The organism is Azonexus sp., from assembly GCF_049652925.1.
Classification (GTDB): Bacteria; Pseudomonadota; Gammaproteobacteria; order Burkholderiales; family Rhodocyclaceae; genus Azonexus.
Map to the genome: position 1 here is coordinate 29,120 of NZ_JBASFI010000029.1, position 19,878 is coordinate 48,997.

Here is a 19,878-nt window from a genome sequence, read left to right on the forward strand (position 1 = left end):
AATGTTTGAATCAGCGGAACTCGGCCACAAGATAGACAAGGAAACCTTCAAAAAGGAAGTGCCGAAGCTGCGTGCTGCCTTGCTTGATGCGCAGTACGACATGCTGGAGAAAAAGGAATTTCCGGTCGTTATCCTGATCAGCGGGGTTGACGGCAGTGGCAAGGGTGAGACGATCAACCTGCTTTATTCGTGGATGGACCCGCGCCATATTTCGACGCTGGCCTTTTCGGCGCCTTCCGACGAAGAGCGAGCTCGTCCCTACATGTGGCGCTACTGGCGTGCTCTGCCGCCGAAGGGCAAGGTTGGCATCTTTGCGGGCTCCTGGTATTCGCAGCCGATCACCGACCGGATCACCGGCCAGATGCGCCGTTCGGAGATGGATGAGCGTCTCGACGACATCAACCGCTTCGAGGCCATGCTGGTCAATGAAGGCGCGTTAGTACTGAAGTTCTGGTTCCACCTTTCGAAGGATGGCCAGAAGACGCGGCTCAAGGCTTTGGAAAAGAACCCGAACACGGCCTGGCGTGTCACCAAGGAAAGTTATGAGCGCCTGAAGACTTACAACAAGCTGCAGGAAGTGGCTGGCCATGTGCTGCGCGTCAGCAATACGGCGCACGCTCCGTGGATCATCGTTGAAGGCACCGATGACGAATATCGTTCGCTGACCGTCGGTCGCATCGTGCTCGATGCCATGAAGCGTCGACTGCTGCAGGAAGGCCGTCAGCAGGTGCCGGTGGCGCCGCCGATTGTCCATTCGATTGACCAGAAAAACGTGCTCAGCGAACTTGATCTCAAGCAGAAGCTGATCAAGAAGGATTACGAGAGTCAGTTGGCCAAGTATCAGTCCCGGCTTTCCGAGTTGGTGCGCGACCCGCGTTTTGTCGGCAAGCGCTCGCTGGTGCTGGTTTTCGAAGGTTCCGATGCGGCCGGCAAGGGCGGCACCATCCGTCGCATCGGTGCGGCGATGGATGCCCGGCAGTACCAGATCGTGCCGATTGCCGCACCGACCGAGGAAGAGCGGGCCCAGCCGTATCTCTGGCGTTTCTGGCGGCATTTGCCGCGTACCGGGCGGGCGGCGATTTTCGACCGCTCGTGGTACGGCCGTGTTCTGGTCGAGCGCGTCGAGGGGTTTTGCACCGAGGCCGATTGGCTGCGCGCTTACGCCGAGATCAACGATTTCGAGCACCAGATGGTCGATTCCGGCGCCATCGTCGTCAAGTTCTGGCTGCAGATCAGTGCCGACGAGCAGTTGCGCCGTTTCAAGGAACGCCAGGACACCGAGTTCAAGCGCTTCAAGATCACCGACGAGGACTGGCGCAACCGCGAGAAATGGAACGACTACGTGTCCGCCGTTTGCGACATGGTCGACCGCACGTCAACCGGGCTGGCGCCCTGGACGTTGGTTGAGGCCAACGACAAGAACTTCGCCCGGGTTAAAGTGTTGAAAACCTTGTGCGAGCGCCTTGAAACGGCACTGAAAGACGACGACGGAAAATATTCGGAAAAATGAGCGATACCCCTTACGACGAGCACTTCGTCTCCTGGTTCCGGGCCGTCACGCCCTACATCAATGCCTTTCGCGGCAAGACTTTCGTCATCGCCTTCGGTGGCAAGGCGGTGGCCAGCGAGTTCGCCAAGACCTTGGCCTACGACGTCAATTTGCTGGTCAGCCTGGGTATCCGCCTTGTCCTGGTGCATGGGGCGCGACCGCAGATCGAGGAGGAGTTGCGCGAGAAAAATCTGGAGTCGGTCTATCACCGCGGCTACCGGGTGACCGACGCCGAGGCGCTCGACTGCGTGCTTGATGCGGTGGGTAGCGTCTATCTCGAAATCGAGGCCATGCTGTCGCAGGGTTTGCCCAATACACCGATGGCTAATAGCCGCATCCGGGTGATCGGCGGTAATTTCATCACTGGCCAGCCGATCGGCGTGCTCGACGGCATCGATATGCAGTACGCCGGCAAGGTGCGCAAGGTCGATAGTGAAGGCATCAACGCGCAGTTGGGTCTGGGCAACATCGTGCTGCTCAACTGCGAGGGGCCGTCGCCGACCGGCGAGATTTTCAACCTGCAGATGGAAGAAGCGGCCGAAGCGGTGGCCATCGCCATCCGGGCCGACAAGCTGGTGTACCTGACTGACAGCCGCGGTGTCACCGACAAGGAAGGCGAACTTCTCGACGCCATGACGGCCGACGAAGCGTCGCAAATGCTGCGTGACGCCGAATGGCTGTCGGCCGACATCAAACGCTACCTGCCGTGCGCCGTACGGGCCAGCCGGACCGGCGTCGGCCGGGTGCATCTGATCAGTTTCGAGCAGGATGGCGCGCTGTTGCGCGAGTTGTTTACGCACGATGGCGTCGGTACCGTGGTCACCCGCGAATCGCTGGAAAATATTCGCGAAGCCAAACCGGACGACATCGCGGCGCTGATCGCGCTGATCGAACCGATGGAGCAGGAAGGCATCCTCGTCCATCGGCCGCGCGAACTGCTCGAGCGCGAAATCGACCGTTTTTCCATCATGCTGCACGACGGCATCATCGTCGGCTGCGCCGCGCTCTATACCCATTCCGAGGATGAGGCCGAACTGGCCTGCCTGGCGGTCAGCCACGAACATCGCGAATGGGGCTATGGCGAGCAGTTGATGCTGCGCATCGAACAGCGTGCCCGCAAATCCGGCATCAAGCGTCTGTTCGTGCTGACCACGCGCACCGAGCACTGGTTCGTCGAGCGTGGCTTCAAGGTCGGGACGGTCGATGACCTGCCGGCCAACAAGCGCGACATGTACAACTATCAGCGGCGTTCCAAGGTGCTGTTCAAGACTTTATAATTCCCCGCATCAACCCCCACGGAGTTTCACATGGCACGTACCGTTAATTGCATCAAGCTTGGCCGCGAGGCCGAAGGCCTCGATCAGCCGCCCTATCCGGGCGCGCTTGGCCAGCGAGTTTTTGAAAACGTTTCGAAGGAAGCCTGGCAGCAATGGATCAAGATGCAGACCATGCTCATCAACGAGAATCGTCTCAATCTGGTCGATGCCAAGCATCGCAAGTACTTGGCGGAGCAGCTGGAAAAGCACTTCTTCGGCGACGGCGCCGACAAGATTCAGGGTTACGTTCCGCCGGCTGCCTGAGCGACCGGAGGTTCATGAAAAATCCCGCTGCGGCGGGATTTTTGTTTTTCAGGCGATCTTGCTCAGCGCGTAGAAAATGAGCATGCCGCCGCCCATGGCGGTGATGGCCAGGATGGCGCTGGTCCGCTTGAGGCCGCTGGCCTGTTCTTCAATGAATTGCTCCAGCCCGTCGAACAGCTCGGGAAAGGCGGCGATGTCGCTATGGTTCTGCTTGTTCATGGGTTCTCCTTGATCAGCCGGTCTTTGGCTTGGCCAACCCCGCAACTATCGCCAGCCAATATTGCAGGGGCATGACGGATTTTTTGTATCTCGGTTGCGGTCAGATGAATGCCACGGTCAACCGGGAAAAACGGCCAAAAATGAAATGAGGCTAGAACTTCCGAACCAGCAAATGTCGTCCTTCGATGGCGCTGTTGCGCACTTCGGTGAAGCCGAGGTCACGAAAGCGTCTGGTCTTGGCGGCTGAAACGAGGATGCGCCCGGATTTGAAATTTTCCTCCAGCCAGTCGATGCGCGCCTTGATCAGGGCGCGGCCGATGCCCTTGCCGCGGCGTTCCGGGGTGACCGCCGAGAGGTAGAGGATATGGGTGCTGGACGCCCAGTCGGCGGCCTTGACGCCGCCGACGGCAATGATTTCGCCGGCATCCATGGCGACGAAGAAACGCCGGTAGAAAGCGCTGTCGTCGCCGCGCAATTCCTTGCTGACGCGCTCGGCGCTGTAGCGCTCGGGGTCGGCGAAGGCGTTGAAGATCAGCGTCACGCTCGCGTCGAGGAGGGCCGGACTGCTGGTGTCCAGCGTGTCGATGCGAATTTTTCCCATCGTTCGGTTCAGGGGGCGAAGGGCTGAACCTGGCGCAAAAGCAGGCCGAACTCGGCGGCGCGGCGGGCGGTTTCGCGATTGATTTCGGATTGTTTCTGGCCGAAGGCATCGCGTTCCCGGCGACTGCTCGCGGCTGCCTCGATGCTGCGCAGGCAGCGCCAGCGATAGCCCTGGCGGGTCGGGAAAAGGCGCATCTGGCTCTTGTCGTGATGGACGCGGCAGCAGTAGCAAAAAACGGTTTCAGTCATGACAGCCTCCGTGTGTTGCAGATGTGGGGCAGCATGGATCGCCCATGTTTCGGGAAGATGACGGAATTTCGTTGGCGCCATATTTGCTGTGTCACAGCTTTGCAACACAGCCTTCCTACACTGGCCGCCGGGTTTACATGGAAAAAAATAATGATCGTCCTGATCGATGATGAAGCTGCGGAGTTGCGGCGGATCATGGCCGAGGGACTTCTTTACCCGGTCTTTCAGCCGATCCTTGATTTTCGGGTACGGGCCATTCTCGGTTACGAATCGCTGATTCGCGGGCCGGAGAACAGCTGCCTGCATTTCCCCGATCAATTGTTCGCGGCGGCGGCGCGCAACGAGCTGACGCTTGATCTCGAGCACGCCTGCCGTGAGGCCAGCTTGCGCGCCTTTGCCGCGCAGCGCCTGCCCGGGCGGCTGTTTCTCAACGTCACGCCGGGCTGCCTGCTCGATGACCGGCTGATGAACGGTCATACCCGCGAGCTGCTCAACGAACTGGGCATCACGCCGAACCGTATCGTCATCGAGCTCACCGAAAACCAGAAGATCACCGATATGCCGGGCATCCTCGAGGCCTTGCAACACTACCGCGGGCGTGGCTTCCAGTTCGCTATCGACGATCTGGGTGAGGGCTTTGCCAATCTGCGCATGTGGTCGGACTTGCGCCCCGAGTTCGTCAAGATCGACAAGCATTTCATCAACGGCATCGCTAACGACCGGATCAAGTTTCATTTCGTGCGCGCCATGCAGGATCTGGCGGAAATCTGCAACGCCTTGCTGGTCGCCGAAGGCATAGAGCGCAGCGAGGATTTCATCTGCCTGCGCGACATGGGGATCGCCTGTGGGCAGGGCTATCTGATCGCCCGGCCGGAGAGTCATCCGATGCGCTTGCTCACCGATCAGATCCTGATGGCCCTCGACAAGCAATCGCTGTCACTGACGCCGATGACCGGCGGTCCGGGCAAGCTGCCGACAGCGCGCAATCTGGCCCGGCTGATCGAACCGGTGCCGATGAACGCCAGCAACGTAAACGTCATCGCCCGTTTTGAAGCCGATCCGGATCTCGATGTCCTGCCCGTCGTCCAGGGCACCCAGCCGGTCGGCATGATCAACCGGCACAGCATGATCGACCGTTTTGCCCGACCCTTCCGTAAGGAGCTGTTCGGGCGCAAGAGTTGTGATTTGTTCATGGATCATGCGCCGCTCGTCGTCGACCAGTTTGCCACCATCCAGGAGCTGGCGATGATGCTCTCGCTGGCCCCCAAGCACTATCTGTTCGACGGCTTCATCGTCACCGCCCAGGGCCAGTACATCGGCGTCGGCAGTAGCCACGACCTGATGGCGATGATCACCGAAATGCAGATCAGCGCGGCGCGCTACGCCAATCCGCTGACCCAGTTGCCGGGTAATGTGCCGATCAACGAGCACGTCGATCGCATGCTGGAAGCCGGCAAACCGTTCATCGCTGCCTACATCGACATCGACAACTTCAAGCCCTACAACGATGCCTTCGGCTACCGGCGCGGCGACGATGTCATTCAGACCCTGGCCCGGGTGATCTGCGAAGCCTGCGACCAGCAGACGGATTTCGTCGGTCACATCGGCGGGGACGACTTTTTCGTCATTTTCCGTAGTGAAGACTGGGAAATACGCTGCTGGCAGATCATCAGCACCTTTAGTCAGGCCATGGGCAACATGCTCGGCATTGAGGAACGTCTGCGCGGCGGCTACATGGCCGAAAACCGACGGGGCGAACTGACCCTGCAGACCTTGCCGACGCTGTCCATCGGCGCCGTCAAAGTCGGGCCGGGCGACTGCGAATCACACCGCGAAGTCGCCGCCGCCGCCTCGGCGGCAAAAAAACAGGCAAAGAAAAAAGCCAAGGATCCGGCCAACGAACCGATGGGCGGCAGCCTGTTTGTCGAACGGCGGCGGATCGGCAGTGCCGACATGCAGCCGATGGCCACTCGCTACATGAACTGATTGTTCGTTTGGCGATGTCCGGGACCAAGGCGGGTTCCACGGTCAACCGGGAAAAAAGCTCAAAAATGAAAGGTGCCCGGCCGGACCGGGCCGACCTTAGCTGACTCGCGAGGCGGCGAGCAATTGGGCGATCAGGCCATACAACTCATCGGCCCTGATCGGTTTCGAGATGTAGTCGTCCATGCCGGCGGCGACACAGATTTCGCGATCACCCTGCATGGCGTTGGCGGTCATGGCGATGATCGGCAGGCGCTTTTTGCCGTGCTCCTGCTCAAATTCCCTGATCTGCCGCGTCGCTTCCAGGCCATCCATGACCGGCATCTGCATGTCCATCAGGATGAGGTCGAAGGCGCTCGCTTCCTTCGTCGCGAGATCAAGCCCGGAGGCCCCGTTTTCGGCCAGCGTGACGTGGTAGCCGCAACGCTCGAGCAAGGCGGTTGCGAGCTTCTGATTGACCCGGTTGTCTTCAACCAGAAGGATTTTGGCATTGCCCCCGACACTGGGCGACGCTTTGCCCGGACCGCTGCGGCCCGGGCTGGCTGCCGGCTGGTCGGCGATCGCCAGTTCCAGCGCGAAATGGAAGGTGCTGCCATGTCCTGGCGTGCTTTCCAGCCACATTCCGCCGCCCATCAGCGTGACAAGATGGCGCGAAATGGAGAGCCCGAGCCCGGTGCCGCCAAAGCGCCGGCTGGTCGAGCTGTCTTCCTGGGCAAACGCATCGAATATGTGCGCCTGCTTGTCGAGCGGTATACCAATGCCGGTATCGCGCACGGCAAAGTGCAGGCGCGTCATGCCATGCGGCAGGTTCTGTGAACTGACGGTCAGCGCGACCTCGCCCCGGTCGGTGAACTTGATGGCGTTGCCGAGCAGATTGAGAAGCACCTGCCGAATTCGCAAGGGATCGCCGCGCAGACGCTGCGGAACGCCTGCCTGGATGGTGCAGCTGACCTGCAATTGCGTATTTTTCGAATTGAGCGCCAGCGGCTGGATGACTTCATTGACCATTTCCGGAAGATCGAAATCGATGCTTTCGATGCCGAGCTTCCCCGCCTCGATCTTCGAAAAGTCGAGGATGTCGTTGATGATGCCGAGCAAGGCATTGGCCGACGATTTGACGGTCGCTAGGTAGTCGCGCTGTTCGGCGGTCAGCTCGCTGTCAAGAACCAGATCGGTCATGCCGATGATGCCGTTCATCGGGGTCCGGATTTCATGGCTCATGTTGGCGAGAAACTCGCTTTTCGCACGATTCGCCGATTCGGCCGCGTCGCGCGCCTGCATCATGGCCAGGCGAACAGTTTCACGTTCATTGACCAGGCGGGAGATCGTCGTCGTCAGGGCGGCGATATCGTCATCGCTGACCGGCATCTCGGCATCGTGCAGGTGGCCCAGGCCGGAGAGCAGTTCGCGCAGCGCTATCAGGGCTTTTTCGCGCGATGCCAGCTCGTTGCGCAGGCTGCCGGCGGTACGGCTCAACAACTCGAAAGTCGGGCGAAACTCGAGCGGCACATCGGCCGGGCTAATCGCCTCCACGTCGCCTTTTTCGGCCGAATGCTGCTCGAACAGCCGGATGCGGTCGAGGGCGCTGAGCCAGCGCTTGAGCGGAAACCAGATCAGCAATAGGCCGCCGGCAAAACCGGCAACAGCCAGCTCGGCAGCGGTGAGCACCAGTTCCCAGATGGCGCCGGCAATGCTGTCGACTGCGAAGGTCAGCCGCAAGACCCCGTAATCAATGCCGCCGGCTGAAATGTTGCGATTCACGTCGTAAAGCTGGTTGGCGATCTGTTCGTGCAGCCAGGCAGGCGGCGTGCTCTCAGGCTTGACAGGATTGGTGCTGCGCACGACGCCACCTTGAAGGTCGATGAAGGCCGCAGACTCGAACTGCGAGCGGGCAATGGCACGTTCCAGGGTGCGATTGATCGTGTCGTAGTCGCCGATCACGGCGCTCTCGGCGATCACCTGGGCGACCACCTCGACCAGCATGGTCGACGAATCCTGCGCATCCTGAACGCTGACCCGAATCTGCGCCTGATAGAACAAGGCGAGCCCGATGCCGATAAACAGCAACAGGGTTGCCGAATACAGCAAATAGACGCGGGCGACCAGGGTCTCGGGCAGCAGGCGGGAAAGCAGCGATTTCACCTCGGCGGTCTGGATTTCTAGCGCAGGGCGGCCGGTGCCGACTGGTAGAACTTGCGGTAACTGGCGTAGTCGGCATTGCTCGACGGGATGAAGTAGACATCGTCGCTGAGGCCGGCGCTGAGCGACGCCTGGTGAAGAATTTCCCGGCCCCTGGCGTCCTGAACCATGCCATGGAAAGCGGCAGCCACAGCTTTCAAATCCTTTTCGGGCACCTTGCCCGAGGCCATCAGGGCGAGGTCGTGATAGCCGTCGGACGACCACAGGACGCGGAAGGCTTTTTTCTCACGCGCGGCATAGCCTTCGATCAACTGCGAATTGCTGCCGACGGCCTTGACCTTGCCGGCGAACATCTGCGCGAAGGCTGCGTTCTGGTTGCCCCCGAAGACAACCTTGACGTCGATCCCCTTACCCAGCAAATGGGCGTAGGGCACCTTGTAGCCGATGAATGCCTCGGGGCCGGCAAAGGCCATTTCCTCGCCCTTCAGCTGTTCCAGCCTGGTGATCGGCGAATCGGCCGGGACGGCAATCTGGCCGTGCAGGGCCGACGTCTGGCGACGACCAAAGACCTTCCAGCCGAGCTTGTCGCGTTCCGGGCTGAATAAATGGTTGGTGAAGACGAACTCGACTTCCTGAGCCAGAACGTAACTTGTCGTATCCGCCGAGGTACGGCCGATTTTCAACTGCAGTTTGACGCCGCTTTTTTCCGAAACGTAGTTGATGATCGGATTCCAGTACGTCGCCGTCTTGTTGATATCCCACTGGTTGACCGGGGAAAAGCGATAGGTCGGCGACTCCTCGGCGAAACCGTTGGCAGCGAAGAAAATGGCAGCGATGCAGCCGATTAGAAAGCGAAGCATGGGAATCCTTGGCGGAGTAGCCGCAAATTATTGTATTTATAGATTTTAGCGATTTATGGGGTTGGTTCAATGCGTTTCGTTTGGGCAGCTCAGCGTTTGATCAGCGCCTGATCAATCTGAAGGGCCTTTTGCTCGATATCGGCTTCGCTGTCGGCGTAACGCTGGCTGATGGCAAGAAACTCCTCCTGCAGGCCGATAAAGGCGTCGACGATGTCCGGATCAAAGTGCGTACCGCGTCCGTCCATGATCAATTGGACGGCCTTGTCATGCGGCATTGGCTCCTTGTAGGGGCGGCGGCTGATCAACGCATCATAGACGTCGGCCACGGCCATCAGGCGGGCCGAAATCGGGATGGCGTCGCCGGCCAGGTTTTCCGGATAACCGCTGCCATCCCATTTTTCCTGATGGCTGTAGGCGATCTCCTTGGCGTAGGTCAGGAATTCGACATTGACGCCGAGCCGGGACTCGGCGGTCGCAATGGCATCACGGCCCAGCGTCGTATGCGTCTTCATGATCGCGAACTCGTCCGGTGTGAAGCGTCCGGGCTTGAGAAGAATATGGTCGGGAATGCCGACTTTGCCGATGTCGTGCAGCGGCGCCGACTTGAACAGCAGCTTGATCGTATGCTCGGTCAGAAATGCCGAGAAACGCGGATGGGGCCGCAGTTTTTCGGCCAGCGCCTGAACGTAATACTGGGTACGGCGAATGTGGTTGCCTGTTTCGTTATCGCGGGTTTCAGCCAGGGATGCCATGGCCAGGATGGTCACGTCCTGAATTGCCTCGATTTCCTCGGCGCGGCGGGCAACTTCTTTTTCAAGATAGACCGCCTTGTCTTCCAGGAAATCGGCCGAAGCCTTGATCTGGAGGTGGGTCTTGATGCGGGCGAGGACGACCTTCTGCCGGATCGGTTTGGTGATGTAATCGACGGCGCCCAGCTCGAAACCCTTTTCCTCGTCGTCGCTGGAGACGTTGGCGGTCAGGAAAATGACCGGAATGCCGGCGGTCAGCGGGTCGGCCTTGAGCCGGGAGCAGGCTTCATAGCCATCCATCGCCGGCATCATGATGTCGAGCAGGATAAGGTCGGGCAGCGCCTCGTTTTTCAGCATGGCCAGCGCCTGCGGGCCGGAGGCCGCTTCCCTGACCAAGTAGTGCTTCTTGAGGACAGCCGACATCAAAGCCAGGTTGAAGGGGGTGTCATCAACCACCAGAATCGTTTTGTTCGGCGCTTGATGGGGAGGCGCGGTCATTTCGCAGTCCTTGGCAATCGTATGTGGCTGGCAGCTGGGCAGCCTTTATACGGCTATTCTAGAGCTTTCTCGGCGGCAAGCTGCAGCTTGTTGCCATGGACTGGTGGTGACGGTCTGATCTCTGGTTCAGTAAAAAAGCTGCTCCAGGTCCAGTGTCGCGCGTTGCCCGACGCTGCTTCGATGCGTCTCCAGCCAGGCTTGCGCGTGCTCCCGTCCGCTGTCGCGCAGGCTTTCGAAAAAGGGTAGGTTGACGGCCAGTTTGCTGCCGGCCGGCAATTCGCCGAGCAGGGCATCGGCGGTGATGGCGTGAAAGCGCAACTGTTCGATCCGGCGCTCCAGCCGGCCGACCGGTAGCCGGTTGAGCAACCAAGTGGGCAGGACCGAGGTGCTGACCTCCTCGCGCAGGTGGGCGAACATCCGCATTTCGCGCAGGAAGGTGGCGTTGAACGATAGTTCAAGCAGGCGCTGCCGGATATCCTCGGCCGAAGCGGGTGTTTCGCTGTAACGCAGCGGCGTGAGCAGGATGAGCAGGATGTCCGGCGAGGTGCATTGGTAAGCCAGCGGAAAGACCGCCGGGTTGGCGCTGTAGCCACCGTCCCAGTAGGGCTCGCCATCGATCACGATGGTCCGGTGAATGGTTGGCAGGCAGGCCGAGGCGAGCAGGGTGTCGACCGACAGTTCATGGTTGCGGAACAGGCGCAGCTTGCCCGAGTTGGCGTGGGTGGCAGCGATGAACAGCTTGACCGGGGCGTCGCGGCGCAGGCGGGCGAAGTCAAACTGTTCGCCGAGAATGTCGCGCAAGGGGTTGAGGTCGAAGGGGTTGAGCTGCTCGGGGCTCAGGTGGTTGGTCCATTGCAGCATGAGCTTGAGCGCCGGACTTATCTCGCCGCCGCCATCGCCGGACTTGGCAAAGGGTGAGCTGGCCGCGACGCTCGTCCAGAAACGGGTTAGCGCTTCGCGGGCGCCGTAGCGGCCGCCGGTCATCAGGCCGTGCGCCAGACACAGCGCGTTCATCGCGCCGGCGCTGGTGCCGCTGACACCGTCGAAGTCGATGGCCGAATCTTCGAGCAAGGCGTCGAGTACGCCCCAGGTGAAGGCCCCGTGCGCACCGCCGCCTTGCAGGGCGAGGTTGATTGCGTGTGTCTTTGCGGGTTTCAGGTGCATGCCACGGTCAACCCGAAAAAATGCCCAAAATTGAAATCGTCTGCCGAGCTCATGGCCGGTCAGCGACAGCCTCGACGATCGGCGCTGGTGTCACCGAGGTCGGTTGCTGGAAGGGGTTGCCCTGGATCAGGACGATGGCTGCCGTCGGCGCCGCGGCGAGGGCGAACAGGATGACGGCGACCATCGCGGCGCGAGGTTTGTCGACATGGACGACGGAAACCGAAAGCAGTGTCAGGAAGCCGAGAAAGGCCATGCCCAGCCACTTGAGCGGATTGACGTGGGTCTGGCTGAGGCCGATGCGCAGGTCGCGCTCGTCGCGAATTTCGATGGCCTTGCGCAGCATCAACGCCTGGACGTTCTCGCCCGCGCCGGTGGCGATTTTCGGGCTGGCCAGCAGCGTCAGCAGGGCGTCGGCCAGAGCCGTGACTTCGTGGCTTGACTGGCGTGCTGCCAGCATCGGCCATTCGCCGGCGCTGGCCTGGCCGTAATGCGACACGGCGCCGCGCACCTCGCCGCGCAGCGGTTCGGCCAGTTGTTCGGAGAGCACGGCAATGCTGCGCAGCGAGTCGGCCTCCTTGAATACGGGATTCATCGCCCGGTCGTGGGCGCTCCACGTGTCGTTGGCGAGAAAGGCCAGGGTCAGTCCGAAAAGCACGCCGATGATGTTGATGAAGGGCGGCGCCACGCCCTGCAGCGAAGCGATCCAGCCCGCCCAGCGCGGCCGGTGCAGCGCCCACTGCACGGCAGCGACAGCGGCAAAGGTGCCGGCGACGGCGAGGAAGGCATAGCCATAATGGTCGTAAATGTGCCAGTTGCTCGTGGGCATGCGGGGAGTGTCCGTTTCCTGAAACCAGCTACGGAGTCTGGGCGATGGCGACGTCCGGCGTCAATCGTTCCGCCAGAAACCGGAGAAAAAAAGCCCGGCAGCGCCGGGCAGAATGGAGAGATTGCCTTTTTGTTATGAGGTCAGGCGGGAGCCTTCTTGGTCGACGCGGCACGGCGGCGCGGAGCCGGTGTGCTGGCGGCAATCACTTCAGTCGTTTGATGGAGTTCGTTTTCAGCCAGCGTCACCGTTTCAATGGCTGCCTCACTGATGTCGTGCATTGTCTGTTCGGCATTTTGCAATGAGGCCTTCATCGCGTGCAGGACGAATTCGGCTTCCCACGGGCTGGTTTTGGTGGCGCGATTGATTGTTGCGAAAACCATTTCATCAAGCATGCGCACGTGGGATTCGGTGTTGCGAATCATCGCCTTGTGCGCCTCGCCGACGATTTCCAGCGTGCCGTCCAGCATGCGGCTGGCGCGGGCGGCGCTTTCCAGCCAGATGGTGGTGGGGAACTGGGTCATCGTATCCAGTTGGCCGTGGCCCACTTGCGCCAAGTGCCGGCTACCGTGATGGACGGCTTCGCGACTGTTGGTGGAAATCAGTTCGGAGAAACGCTGGCTGGCATCGATGCAGGCCGCCGACAGGTCGAGCAGATTGTTCAGCGCGTGCTCGCGGCTCCGGGCAATTTCATGAGAAGACAAAAACATGGGTGCTCCCGACGGTGTTTGGCCGTCGGAGATTAGCGCCCGAAGATGACAAAAAAATGAATCAGCGAATCGTTTTGACACCTGCCGCCGTGCCGAGCAGCAGCAGGTTGGCCGGGCGCACGGCGAACAGGCCGTTGGTGACGACGCCGGTGATCTGGTTGATTTGCGTTTCGAGGCCCTTCGGGTCGGTGATGACCAGGCCTTTGACGTCGAGGATCAGGTTGCCGTTGTCGGTAACGAAGCCCTCGCGAAGCACCGGCGTGCCGCCCAGTTTGGCCAGTTCGCGGGCGACATGGGCGCGCGACATGGGGATCACTTCGACGGGTAGCGGAAATTTGCCCATCGCGTCGACCAGCTTCGAGCCGTCACAGATGCAGACGAATTCACGGGCCACGGCGGCAACGATCTTCTCGCGCGTCAGCGCGCCGCCACCCCCCTTGATCATGTTGAGGCCGGCGTCGATTTCGTCGGCACCATCCACGTAAACCGGGATGTCGTTGACGTCGTTGAGGTCGAACACCATGATGCCATGGCCTTCCAGACGCTGGCGGGTGGCTTCCGAACTGGCTACGGCGCCTTTGTATTTGTCCTTGAGCGGGGCCAGTGCGTCGATGAAAAAGTTGGCTGTCGAACCGGTGCCGACGCCGATGATGCTGCCGGCCGGTGCCGTCTGCGCGACGTAGTCGGCGGCAGCTTGGGCGACGGCCTGTTTGAGTTCATCCTGGGTCATGCTGTGCTCCTGAAGTGGCTTGGGCGCATTTTACCCCGTCGATCTGGTCCGAAACTGTCATAAAACCTTAACCTTGGCGTGCTTTCATATTGGCTAAACTAGCCATACTGTTTTTTAGGGAGAGCATGATGAGCGATAAAACCAAGAAGGCCCCGGCCGCCAAGCCCGTTTCAACGCCAAAGCCGCCGAAGAAGCTGGTGCCGCGTACGGCGCCAAAGGTCGAGGTGAAACCGGCTGAGGCGGTTGCCGAGGCTATTGTGGCGCCCGCCGCCAAGATTGCCGTGCCAAAGCCGGCTCCCGTTGCCGCCGAGAAGCCGGCGCCGGTTGTGGCTAAACCCGCTCCGGCTGCCAGCAAGGCCAAGGTGGTACGCAAGCCGACCCGGGTTGAGGAAACCGTCGCCAAGCATCAGAAGGTGCTGGCTGATGCCCTGGTCAAGGCCCAAGCGATCAAATACGATCAGCCCAAAGTCATGAAGCAGGAAGTGGCGAAAGCCGCCAAGCCGGCCAAGGCCAAAAAAGTGAAGCTGGTGCGCGACAGCTATGCCATGCCGGACACCGAGTACGCCCTGATCGGCGTGCTCAAGAAGCGCTTGAGCGGGCTCGGCAACGACGTCAAGAAAAGCGAACTGCTGCGTGGCGGCATCGCGGTGTTGGCGGCATTGAACGATGCCGAGCTGAAAGCGGTGATGGGGCGCGTCGAGCGCATCAAGACCGGGCGTCCGGCCAAGTAGGCAAAAAGTAATAGTTTTTCGATTGTTACAGCCTGTCATTTGGCTGTAACAATCGGCGGGTAATCTCCTCAGTGTTGTCCAATCAACCCTGTGCAGGAGTTATCCAATGCTGAATTCAAAACTCGTTTCTGCCCTCGCGGTCGCTGGTGTCGCCTTGATTGGCGCCCAATCCGCCCAGGCTCAAGTTATTAAAGTTGACGGTTCTTCTACCGTCTATCCGATCACCGAAGCGGTGGCCGAAGAATTCCAGAAAGCCAAGAAGAACGCCATCAAGGTCACCGTCGGTATTTCCGGAACGGGTGGCGGCTTCAAGAAATTCTGCCGCGACGAAATTGACATTTCGGACGCTTCCCGCCCGATCACCAAGGCGGAAATGGAGTTGTGCAAGGCCGCTGGCGTCGAGTACATCGAAATGCCGGTCGCCTTTGACGCGCTGACCGTCGTCATCAACCCGAAGAATGCCTTCCTCAAGCAGGCCACCGTCGCCGAAATGAAGATGCTGTGGGAACCGGCCGCCCAGGGCAAGATCATGAAGTGGAATCAGATCAACCCGGCCTGGCCTGATGCACCGGTCAAGCTGTTCGGTGCCGGTGCGGACTCTGGTACCTTCGAGTATTTCACCGAAGCCATGGTTGGCAAGGCCAAGTCCTCGCGCGGCGACTACACCGCTTCTGAAGACGACAATGTGCTGGTCCAGGGCGTCTCGCGTGACGTCAATGCCATCGGTTACTTTGGCTACGCCTACTATGCCGAGAACACCGGCAAGCTGAAGGCCCTGCCGATCGTCAATCCGAAGACCGGCAAGGCGGTCGAGCCGTCGGCGGCCAATGTTGAAAATGGCACCTACGCACCGCTGTCGCGTCCGATCTTCATCTACGTCAAGGCCAAGTCGCTGCAGAAGCCTGAGGTCAAGGAATTCATCGAGTTCTACATGAAGAACGGCGCTGCGCTGACCAAGGAAGTCAAGTACGTACCGCTGCCGGCCTCCGCCTACACCGGTAATATCGAGCATGTGAAGAAGAACAAGATCGGCACCGTGTTTGGTGGCCAAAATGAAATTGGCATTACCATCGAAGACCTGATGAAGCGCGAAGCAAAGATGTAAGCTCCGATCTGGCGGACTTCGGTCCGCCAGGCGCAGAAGCCCGGCTACGACCGGGCTTCACTCCGAAAGGAATCTTCAAGTGAATCACGCTATGACAGCCAACAACCCCTCCGACCTGCCAATGGTCAGCGACCGCCTGTCGCATAAAGCCATGCGCCACGTCAGCGAGCGCATCATCGAAGCTCTGCTCTTCGCCGCCGCTGCCGTTTCCGTGCTGACCACCATCGGCATCGTCTATGTTCTCGTTTCCGAGTCAGTCCAGTTCTTTCAGCAGGTCAGCATCGTCGACTTCCTGACCGATACCCAATGGACCCCGCTTTTCGATGATGCCCACTTCGGCATCATGGTGCTCATTTCCGGCACCCTTGTTTCCTCGTTCGTTGCGCTGGTCGTCGCTATCCCGATGGGGACGATCATCGCCATCTACCTGTCCGAATTTGCCCACGGCAAGGTGCGTGAAGTCGCCAAGCCGATTCTGGAGCTGCTCGGCGGCATCCCGACCATCGTTTTCGGCTACTTCGCGCTGCTCATGGTCACCCCGCTGCTGCAGAAGCTGATTCCGTCGCTGCCCGGCTTCTCGCTGCTTTCCGCCGGTCTGGTCATGGGTATCATGATTGTTCCGTATATTGCCTCGTTGTCCGAGGATGCCATGCGCGCCGTGCCGATGAGCCTGCGCGAAGGCTCCTATGCGCTGGGTTCGACCCGTCTGCATACGGCTTTGCACGTTGTTGTGCCGGCCGCCTTCTCCGGTCTCGCCGCTTCCTACATCCTGGCCATTTCGCGCGCCGTTGGTGAAACGATGATTCTCGCCGTCGCCGCCGGCATGCAGCCGAACCTGACCTGGAACCCAATGGAACCGGCCGCGACTATCACCTCCTTCATCGTCCAGGTCGCCCTCGGCGACTTGCCGCACGGCTCGATCGGCTACCAGACCATCTTCGCCGCCGGCCTGACGCTGATCCTGATCACCCTGATGTTCAATATCCTCGGCCAATGGCTGCGCCGCCGATATCGGGAGAATTACTGATGTCATCGACTGTTCTGACAACCGAACAAATCCGCGCCCTGATCGCCAAGGGCAAGCTCAAGGACACCATCTTCAAGGTGCTTGGCATCTTCTGTCTGGCCGTCGCGCTGCTCGTCATCGTGCTGCTGGTGTCCGACATGGTGGCCAAGGGCTCGGAGCGTTTCACCGTTGATTTCTTCCTCAACTTCGCCTCGCGGCGCGCCACACAGGCCGGCATCCTGTCCGCCTGGGTTGGCTCGCTGCTGGTCATGTTCGTCACTGCCCTGGCCGCTGTGCCAATCGGCGTCGCGGCTGGCGTCTATCTTGAGGAGTACGCCAAGCGCAACTGGATTACCGAGATCATCGAGATCAACATCACCAACCTGGCGGCGGTGCCGTCGATTGTGTACGGTCTCCTGGCGCTCGGCATCTTCGTCTATACCTTCGGCTTCGGGCAAAGCATCCTGTCGGCCGGCCTGACGCTGGCTCTATTGATCCTGCCGATCATCATCGTGTCGACCCGTGAAGCGATCCGCGCCATCCCGGCGATGATCCGCGAAGGCTCGATGGCGGTCGGTGCGACGCGCTGGCAGACCTGCCGTTACCACATCATTCCCTACGCCATGCCCGGCATCCTGACCGGCGTGATCATCGGCCTGGCCCGCGCCATCGGGGAAACGGCGCCGATCATCACCATTGGCGCGCTGACCTTCATCGCCTTCCTGCCGCCGGTGCCTTTCACCGAAGTCAGCCCTGGCGTAACGGCCGGCCTGTTCGACTGGGTAATGTCGCCCTTTACCGTGATGCCGATCCAGATTTTCAACTGGACTTCGCGTCCCGACCCGGCTTTCGAAGTGAATGCCGCAGCCGCCGGCTTCGTGCTGATGGCCATGGTGCTGACCATGAACGGGGTTGCAATCTGGCTCCGTTACAAAATGCGCAAGAACATCAAGTGGTAATTGCTACGGTCAACCCGAAAAAATAGCCAAAAATGAAATCCGAAATGGAGTCTCCGATGCAGATTCACGACACCCCGACCCTCAAGGCCGAAGCCCGCAACCTGAACTTTTACTACGGTGAAGCGAAGGCGCTCAAGGGCATCAACATGCCGATCTACGACAAGAAGGTCACCGCCCTGATCGGCCCTTCCGGCTGCGGCAAATCGACCTACCTGCGCAGCTTCAACCGCATGCACGACCTCTACCCGGGCAACCGCTACGAAGGCGAGATCCGTTTCTTCCCGGACAACACCAACCTGCTTTCGTCGGAAGTTGATCCGATCGAAGTCCGCATGCGCGTCGGCATGGTTTTCCAGAAGCCGAATCCGTTTCCGAAAACCATCTACGAAAACGTTGCCTACGGCCTGCGCGTGCGTGGCGAGAACAATCGTCGTGTGCTCGACGACAAGGTCGAACACGCCCTGCGCGGCGCGGCGATCTGGGACGAAGTGAAGGATCGCCTGCAGGACATGGCGCCGAATCTGTCCGGCGGTCAGCAGCAACGTCTGTGCATCGCCCGCGCCCTGGCTACCGATCCCGAACTGCTGCTCTTCGACGAGCCGACCTCGGCGCTCGACCCGATCGCCACCGGCGCCATCGAGGAGCTGGTGCACGAGCTCAAGAAGCGCGTCACCATCCTCATCGTCACCCACAACATGCAGCAGGCTGCTCGTGTTTCGGACTACACCGCCTACATGTATCTGGGCGAGCTCATCGAGTTCGGCAAGACCGACGAAATCTTCATCAAGCCGCAAGACAAGCGCACTGAAGATTACATCACCGGCCGCATGGGTTAATCAGGGGAAATGAAATGAACGAAAGCCAACACCTTTCCAGCCAGTTCGACGACGAACTCAGCCGCCTGCGCACCCATGTGCTGCAGATGGGTGGTCTGGTCGAAACCCAGGTTTCCGCTGCCATTGAGGCATACGCCACGGGTGAAGTCGCCAGCGTCAAGACCATCGTCGAGACCGACCGAAAGGTTAACGAACTCGAAAAGGCCATCGACGACGACTGCGCCCACATCATCGCCAAGCGCCAGCCGACCGCCTCCGACCTGCGTCTGATCCTCGGCATCAGCAAGATCGTCACCGACCTCGAACGGGCCGGCGACGAGGCCAAGAAGATCGCCAAGGGCGTTCGCCGCATCTACGAAAATGGCCATCTGCCCGGGCAATACGGCGTTGGCGTCCGCCATCTGGCCGAAGCGGCACTGACCATGGTGCGCCAGGCGCTCGACGCCTTTGCCCGCCTCGACACGCCACAGGCAGCCAATGTCATCCGCGCTGATAGCGATGTCGATGCCGAATTCAAGTCGATCATTCGCCAGCTCATCACGCACATGATGGAAGACCCGCGCACCATCACCACCTCCATCGACATCATCTGGATCGCCCGCGCCATCGAGCGTATCGGCGACCACGCCAAGAACGTTTCGGAGCAGGTGGTGTACATTGTCGAAGGCCGTGACATCCGCCACACCAAGGAGAAGGCGCAGTGACACCAACGATCCTGGTCGTTGAGGACGAGCCGGCCATCCAGGAGCTCGTCACCATCAATCTCAAGCATGCCGGCTTTCTCGTCGTTCGTGCCGGCAGCGCCGAGGAAGCCGAATCGGCTATCCGCGCCGCGCTGCCCGACCTGGTGATTCTCGACTGGATGCTGCCCGGTCAATCCGGCGTGGCGCTGGCCAAGAAAATCCGCGCCGACGAGCGCACGCGCGAACTGCCGGTCATCATGCTCACCGCCCGCGTCCACGAAGAAGACAAGGTGCAGGGTCTCGAAGCCGGGGCCGACGACTACATCACCAAGCCTTTCTCACCCAAGGAAATGGTCGCCCGCGTCCGCGCCGTGCTGCGTCGCCGGGCTCCGCATCTGGCTGGCGAAGCGGTCGAAATCGGCAGCCTCGCCCTCAATCCGGCGACCCATCGTGTGCTGGCCAGCGGCCAGCCGATCGAACTCGGGCCGACCGAGTTCCGCCTGCTCTTCTTCTTCATGACCCACGCCGAGCGCGTCTATACCCGCGCCCAGTTGCTTGACGAAGTCTGGGGCGACCACGTCTTCATCGAAGAGCGCACGGTCGACGTCCATATTCGCCGTCTGCGCGCTGCGCTGGAAGGTTCCGGCAACCACGAGCGCGTTGAAACCGTGCGCGGTACGGGCTACCGCTTCCGGGGAGCCTGAG

21 protein-coding genes are annotated in these 19,878 nt (G+C 60.5%); 11 read left to right on the forward strand and 10 right to left on the reverse strand.

Annotated elements, in window-relative coordinates; genetic code table 11:
* Window position 1 precedes the first annotated feature (1 nt).
* The 3 genes from pap to WBK19_RS15745 are packed head-to-tail and all read left to right on the forward strand — an operon-like array spanning window position 2 to window position 3,129.
* Window positions 2–1,510, forward strand: coding sequence for a polyphosphate:AMP phosphotransferase (pap, locus tag WBK19_RS15735; RefSeq protein ID WP_511291369.1), 1,509 nt, complete (start codon window positions 2–4; stop codon window positions 1,508–1,510).
* Entirely contained in the window at window positions 1,507–2,826 is a 1,320-nt protein-coding gene (gene argA, locus WBK19_RS15740; RefSeq protein WP_511291371.1) for an amino-acid N-acetyltransferase, read from the forward strand. Before pap ends, argA begins: the two co-directional genes overlap by 4 nt.
* Before the next feature lie 30 nt (window positions 2,827–2,856).
* On the forward strand, window positions 2,857–3,129 hold the full coding sequence (locus WBK19_RS15745; RefSeq protein WP_511291373.1) for an oxidative damage protection protein: 273 nt from the start codon (window positions 2,857–2,859) through the stop codon (window positions 3,127–3,129).
* 48 nt (window positions 3,130–3,177) lie between these two features.
* Here WBK19_RS15745 and WBK19_RS15750 read toward each other — a convergent pair whose 3' ends face one another.
* The 3 genes from WBK19_RS15750 to WBK19_RS15760 form a co-directional block, all read right to left on the reverse strand.
* Window positions 3,178–3,348: a hypothetical protein gene (locus WBK19_RS15750; RefSeq protein WP_511291375.1), complete on the reverse strand. Its 171-nt coding sequence runs from the start codon at window positions 3,346–3,348 to the stop codon at window positions 3,178–3,180.
* 151 nt (window positions 3,349–3,499) lie between these two features.
* Window positions 3,500–3,949, reverse strand: coding sequence for a GNAT family N-acetyltransferase (locus WBK19_RS15755; protein WP_511291377.1), 450 nt, complete (start codon window positions 3,947–3,949; stop codon window positions 3,500–3,502).
* 8 nt (window positions 3,950–3,957) lie between these two features.
* The gene (locus tag WBK19_RS15760) at window positions 3,958–4,197 is read right to left on the reverse strand and encodes a hypothetical protein (protein WP_511291379.1); all 240 of its coding nucleotides are present in this window, start codon (window positions 4,195–4,197) and stop codon (window positions 3,958–3,960) included.
* A gap of 150 nt (window positions 4,198–4,347) precedes the next feature.
* Between WBK19_RS15760 and WBK19_RS15765 the strand changes: the two genes are divergently transcribed.
* On the forward strand, window positions 4,348–6,183 hold the full coding sequence (locus WBK19_RS15765; protein WP_511291381.1) for a GGDEF domain-containing protein: 1,836 nt from the start codon (window positions 4,348–4,350) through the stop codon (window positions 6,181–6,183).
* A gap of 96 nt (window positions 6,184–6,279) precedes the next feature.
* Here WBK19_RS15765 and WBK19_RS15770 read toward each other — a convergent pair whose 3' ends face one another.
* The 7 genes from WBK19_RS15770 to rpiA all read right to left on the reverse strand — a co-directional run bounded on the left by WBK19_RS15770 (window position 6,280) and on the right by rpiA (window position 13,853).
* Window positions 6,280–8,322 (reverse strand): hybrid sensor histidine kinase/response regulator, encoded by a 2,043-nt coding sequence (locus WBK19_RS15770; RefSeq protein ID WP_511291383.1) that lies wholly within the window; start codon window positions 8,320–8,322, stop codon window positions 6,280–6,282.
* 17 nt (window positions 8,323–8,339) lie between these two features.
* Entirely contained in the window at window positions 8,340–9,179 is an 840-nt protein-coding gene (locus tag WBK19_RS15775; RefSeq protein ID WP_511291385.1) for a phosphate/phosphite/phosphonate ABC transporter substrate-binding protein, read from the reverse strand.
* A gap of 89 nt (window positions 9,180–9,268) precedes the next feature.
* Window positions 9,269–10,426 carry an HD-GYP domain-containing protein gene (locus WBK19_RS15780; RefSeq protein WP_511291387.1) on the reverse strand — a complete coding sequence of 386 codons (1,158 nt, stop codon included), beginning with the start codon at window positions 10,424–10,426 and terminating at the stop codon, window positions 9,269–9,271.
* Window positions 10,427–10,552: 126 nt separating this feature from the next.
* Entirely contained in the window at window positions 10,553–11,590 is a 1,038-nt protein-coding gene (locus tag WBK19_RS15785) for a patatin-like phospholipase family protein (protein ID WP_511291389.1), read from the reverse strand.
* A 49-nt stretch (window positions 11,591–11,639) separates the two neighbouring features.
* Window positions 11,640–12,416: a bestrophin-like domain gene (locus WBK19_RS15790; RefSeq protein WP_511291391.1), complete on the reverse strand. Its 777-nt coding sequence runs from the start codon at window positions 12,414–12,416 to the stop codon at window positions 11,640–11,642.
* Between the two features lie 140 nt (window positions 12,417–12,556).
* Window positions 12,557–13,123, reverse strand: coding sequence for a hypothetical protein (locus tag WBK19_RS15795; protein WP_511291393.1), 567 nt, complete (start codon window positions 13,121–13,123; stop codon window positions 12,557–12,559).
* A 61-nt stretch (window positions 13,124–13,184) separates the two neighbouring features.
* On the reverse strand, window positions 13,185–13,853 hold the full coding sequence (rpiA, locus tag WBK19_RS15800) for a ribose-5-phosphate isomerase RpiA (protein WP_511291394.1): 669 nt from the start codon (window positions 13,851–13,853) through the stop codon (window positions 13,185–13,187).
* A 128-nt stretch (window positions 13,854–13,981) separates the two neighbouring features.
* Between rpiA and WBK19_RS15805 the strand changes: the two genes are divergently transcribed.
* From WBK19_RS15805 to phoB, 7 genes are all read left to right on the forward strand, one after another.
* Window positions 13,982–14,584: a hypothetical protein gene (locus tag WBK19_RS15805; RefSeq protein ID WP_511291396.1), complete on the forward strand. Its 603-nt coding sequence runs from the start codon at window positions 13,982–13,984 to the stop codon at window positions 14,582–14,584.
* Window positions 14,585–14,690: 106 nt separating this feature from the next.
* Complete coding sequence (locus WBK19_RS15810; RefSeq protein WP_511291398.1) at window positions 14,691–15,689, forward strand: PstS family phosphate ABC transporter substrate-binding protein; 999 nt, start codon at window positions 14,691–14,693, stop codon at window positions 15,687–15,689.
* Window positions 15,690–15,768: 79 nt separating this feature from the next.
* Window positions 15,769–16,716 (forward strand): phosphate ABC transporter permease subunit PstC, encoded by a 948-nt coding sequence (gene pstC, locus WBK19_RS15815; protein WP_511291400.1) that lies wholly within the window; start codon window positions 15,769–15,771, stop codon window positions 16,714–16,716.
* Window positions 16,716–17,654 (forward strand): phosphate ABC transporter permease PstA, encoded by a 939-nt coding sequence (gene pstA, locus WBK19_RS15820; RefSeq protein ID WP_511291402.1) that lies wholly within the window; start codon window positions 16,716–16,718, stop codon window positions 17,652–17,654. Before pstC ends, pstA begins: the two co-directional genes overlap by 1 nt.
* A 56-nt stretch (window positions 17,655–17,710) precedes the next feature.
* Entirely contained in the window at window positions 17,711–18,490 is a 780-nt protein-coding gene (gene pstB, locus WBK19_RS15825) for a phosphate ABC transporter ATP-binding protein PstB (protein WP_511291404.1), read from the forward strand.
* A 14-nt stretch (window positions 18,491–18,504) separates the two neighbouring features.
* On the forward strand, window positions 18,505–19,194 hold the full coding sequence (gene phoU / locus WBK19_RS15830) for a phosphate signaling complex protein PhoU (protein ID WP_511291406.1): 690 nt from the start codon (window positions 18,505–18,507) through the stop codon (window positions 19,192–19,194).
* Window positions 19,191–19,877, forward strand: a complete 687-nt coding sequence (gene phoB, locus WBK19_RS15835; protein ID WP_494647029.1) for a phosphate regulon transcriptional regulator PhoB — start codon at window positions 19,191–19,193, stop codon at window positions 19,875–19,877. Before phoU ends, phoB begins: the two co-directional genes overlap by 4 nt.
* Window position 19,878: the final 1 nt, after the last annotated feature.

Excerpts from the sequence above, each read along its gene's own strand:
- argA (WP_511291371.1), top strand. The coding sequence starts at position 1,507 with ATGAGCGATACCCCTTACGACGAGCACTTCGTCTCCTGGTTCCGGGCC.
- WBK19_RS15805 (WP_511291396.1), top strand. The coding sequence starts at position 13,982 with ATGAGCGATAAAACCAAGAAGGCCCCGGCCGCCAAGCCCGTTTCAACG.
- pstB (WP_511291404.1), top strand. The coding sequence starts at position 17,711 with ATGCAGATTCACGACACCCCGACCCTCAAGGCCGAAGCCCGCAACCTG.
- WBK19_RS15795 (WP_511291393.1), bottom strand. The coding sequence starts at position 13,123 with ATGTTTTTGTCTTCTCATGAAATTGCCCGGAGCCGCGAGCACGCGCTG.
- WBK19_RS15810 (WP_511291398.1), top strand. The coding sequence starts at position 14,691 with ATGCTGAATTCAAAACTCGTTTCTGCCCTCGCGGTCGCTGGTGTCGCC.
- WBK19_RS15790 (WP_511291391.1), bottom strand. The coding sequence starts at position 12,416 with ATGCCCACGAGCAACTGGCACATTTACGACCATTATGGCTATGCCTTC.
- pstA (WP_511291402.1), top strand. The coding sequence starts at position 16,716 with ATGTCATCGACTGTTCTGACAACCGAACAAATCCGCGCCCTGATCGCC.
- WBK19_RS15785 (WP_511291389.1), bottom strand. The coding sequence starts at position 11,590 with ATGCACCTGAAACCCGCAAAGACACACGCAATCAACCTCGCCCTGCAA.
- pap (WP_511291369.1), top strand. The coding sequence starts at position 2 with ATGTTTGAATCAGCGGAACTCGGCCACAAGATAGACAAGGAAACCTTC.
- WBK19_RS15755 (WP_511291377.1), bottom strand. The coding sequence starts at position 3,949 with ATGGGAAAAATTCGCATCGACACGCTGGACACCAGCAGTCCGGCCCTC.
- WBK19_RS15745 (WP_511291373.1), top strand. The coding sequence starts at position 2,857 with ATGGCACGTACCGTTAATTGCATCAAGCTTGGCCGCGAGGCCGAAGGC.
- phoU (WP_511291406.1), top strand. The coding sequence starts at position 18,505 with ATGAACGAAAGCCAACACCTTTCCAGCCAGTTCGACGACGAACTCAGC.
- WBK19_RS15780 (WP_511291387.1), bottom strand. The coding sequence starts at position 10,426 with ATGACCGCGCCTCCCCATCAAGCGCCGAACAAAACGATTCTGGTGGTT.
- WBK19_RS15765 (WP_511291381.1), top strand. The coding sequence starts at position 4,348 with ATGATCGTCCTGATCGATGATGAAGCTGCGGAGTTGCGGCGGATCATG.
- WBK19_RS15775 (WP_511291385.1), bottom strand. The coding sequence starts at position 9,179 with ATGCTTCGCTTTCTAATCGGCTGCATCGCTGCCATTTTCTTCGCTGCC.
- WBK19_RS15760 (WP_511291379.1), bottom strand. The coding sequence starts at position 4,197 with ATGACTGAAACCGTTTTTTGCTACTGCTGCCGCGTCCATCACGACAAG.
- WBK19_RS15750 (WP_511291375.1), bottom strand. The coding sequence starts at position 3,348 with ATGAACAAGCAGAACCATAGCGACATCGCCGCCTTTCCCGAGCTGTTC.
- rpiA (WP_511291394.1), bottom strand. The coding sequence starts at position 13,853 with ATGACCCAGGATGAACTCAAACAGGCCGTCGCCCAAGCTGCCGCCGAC.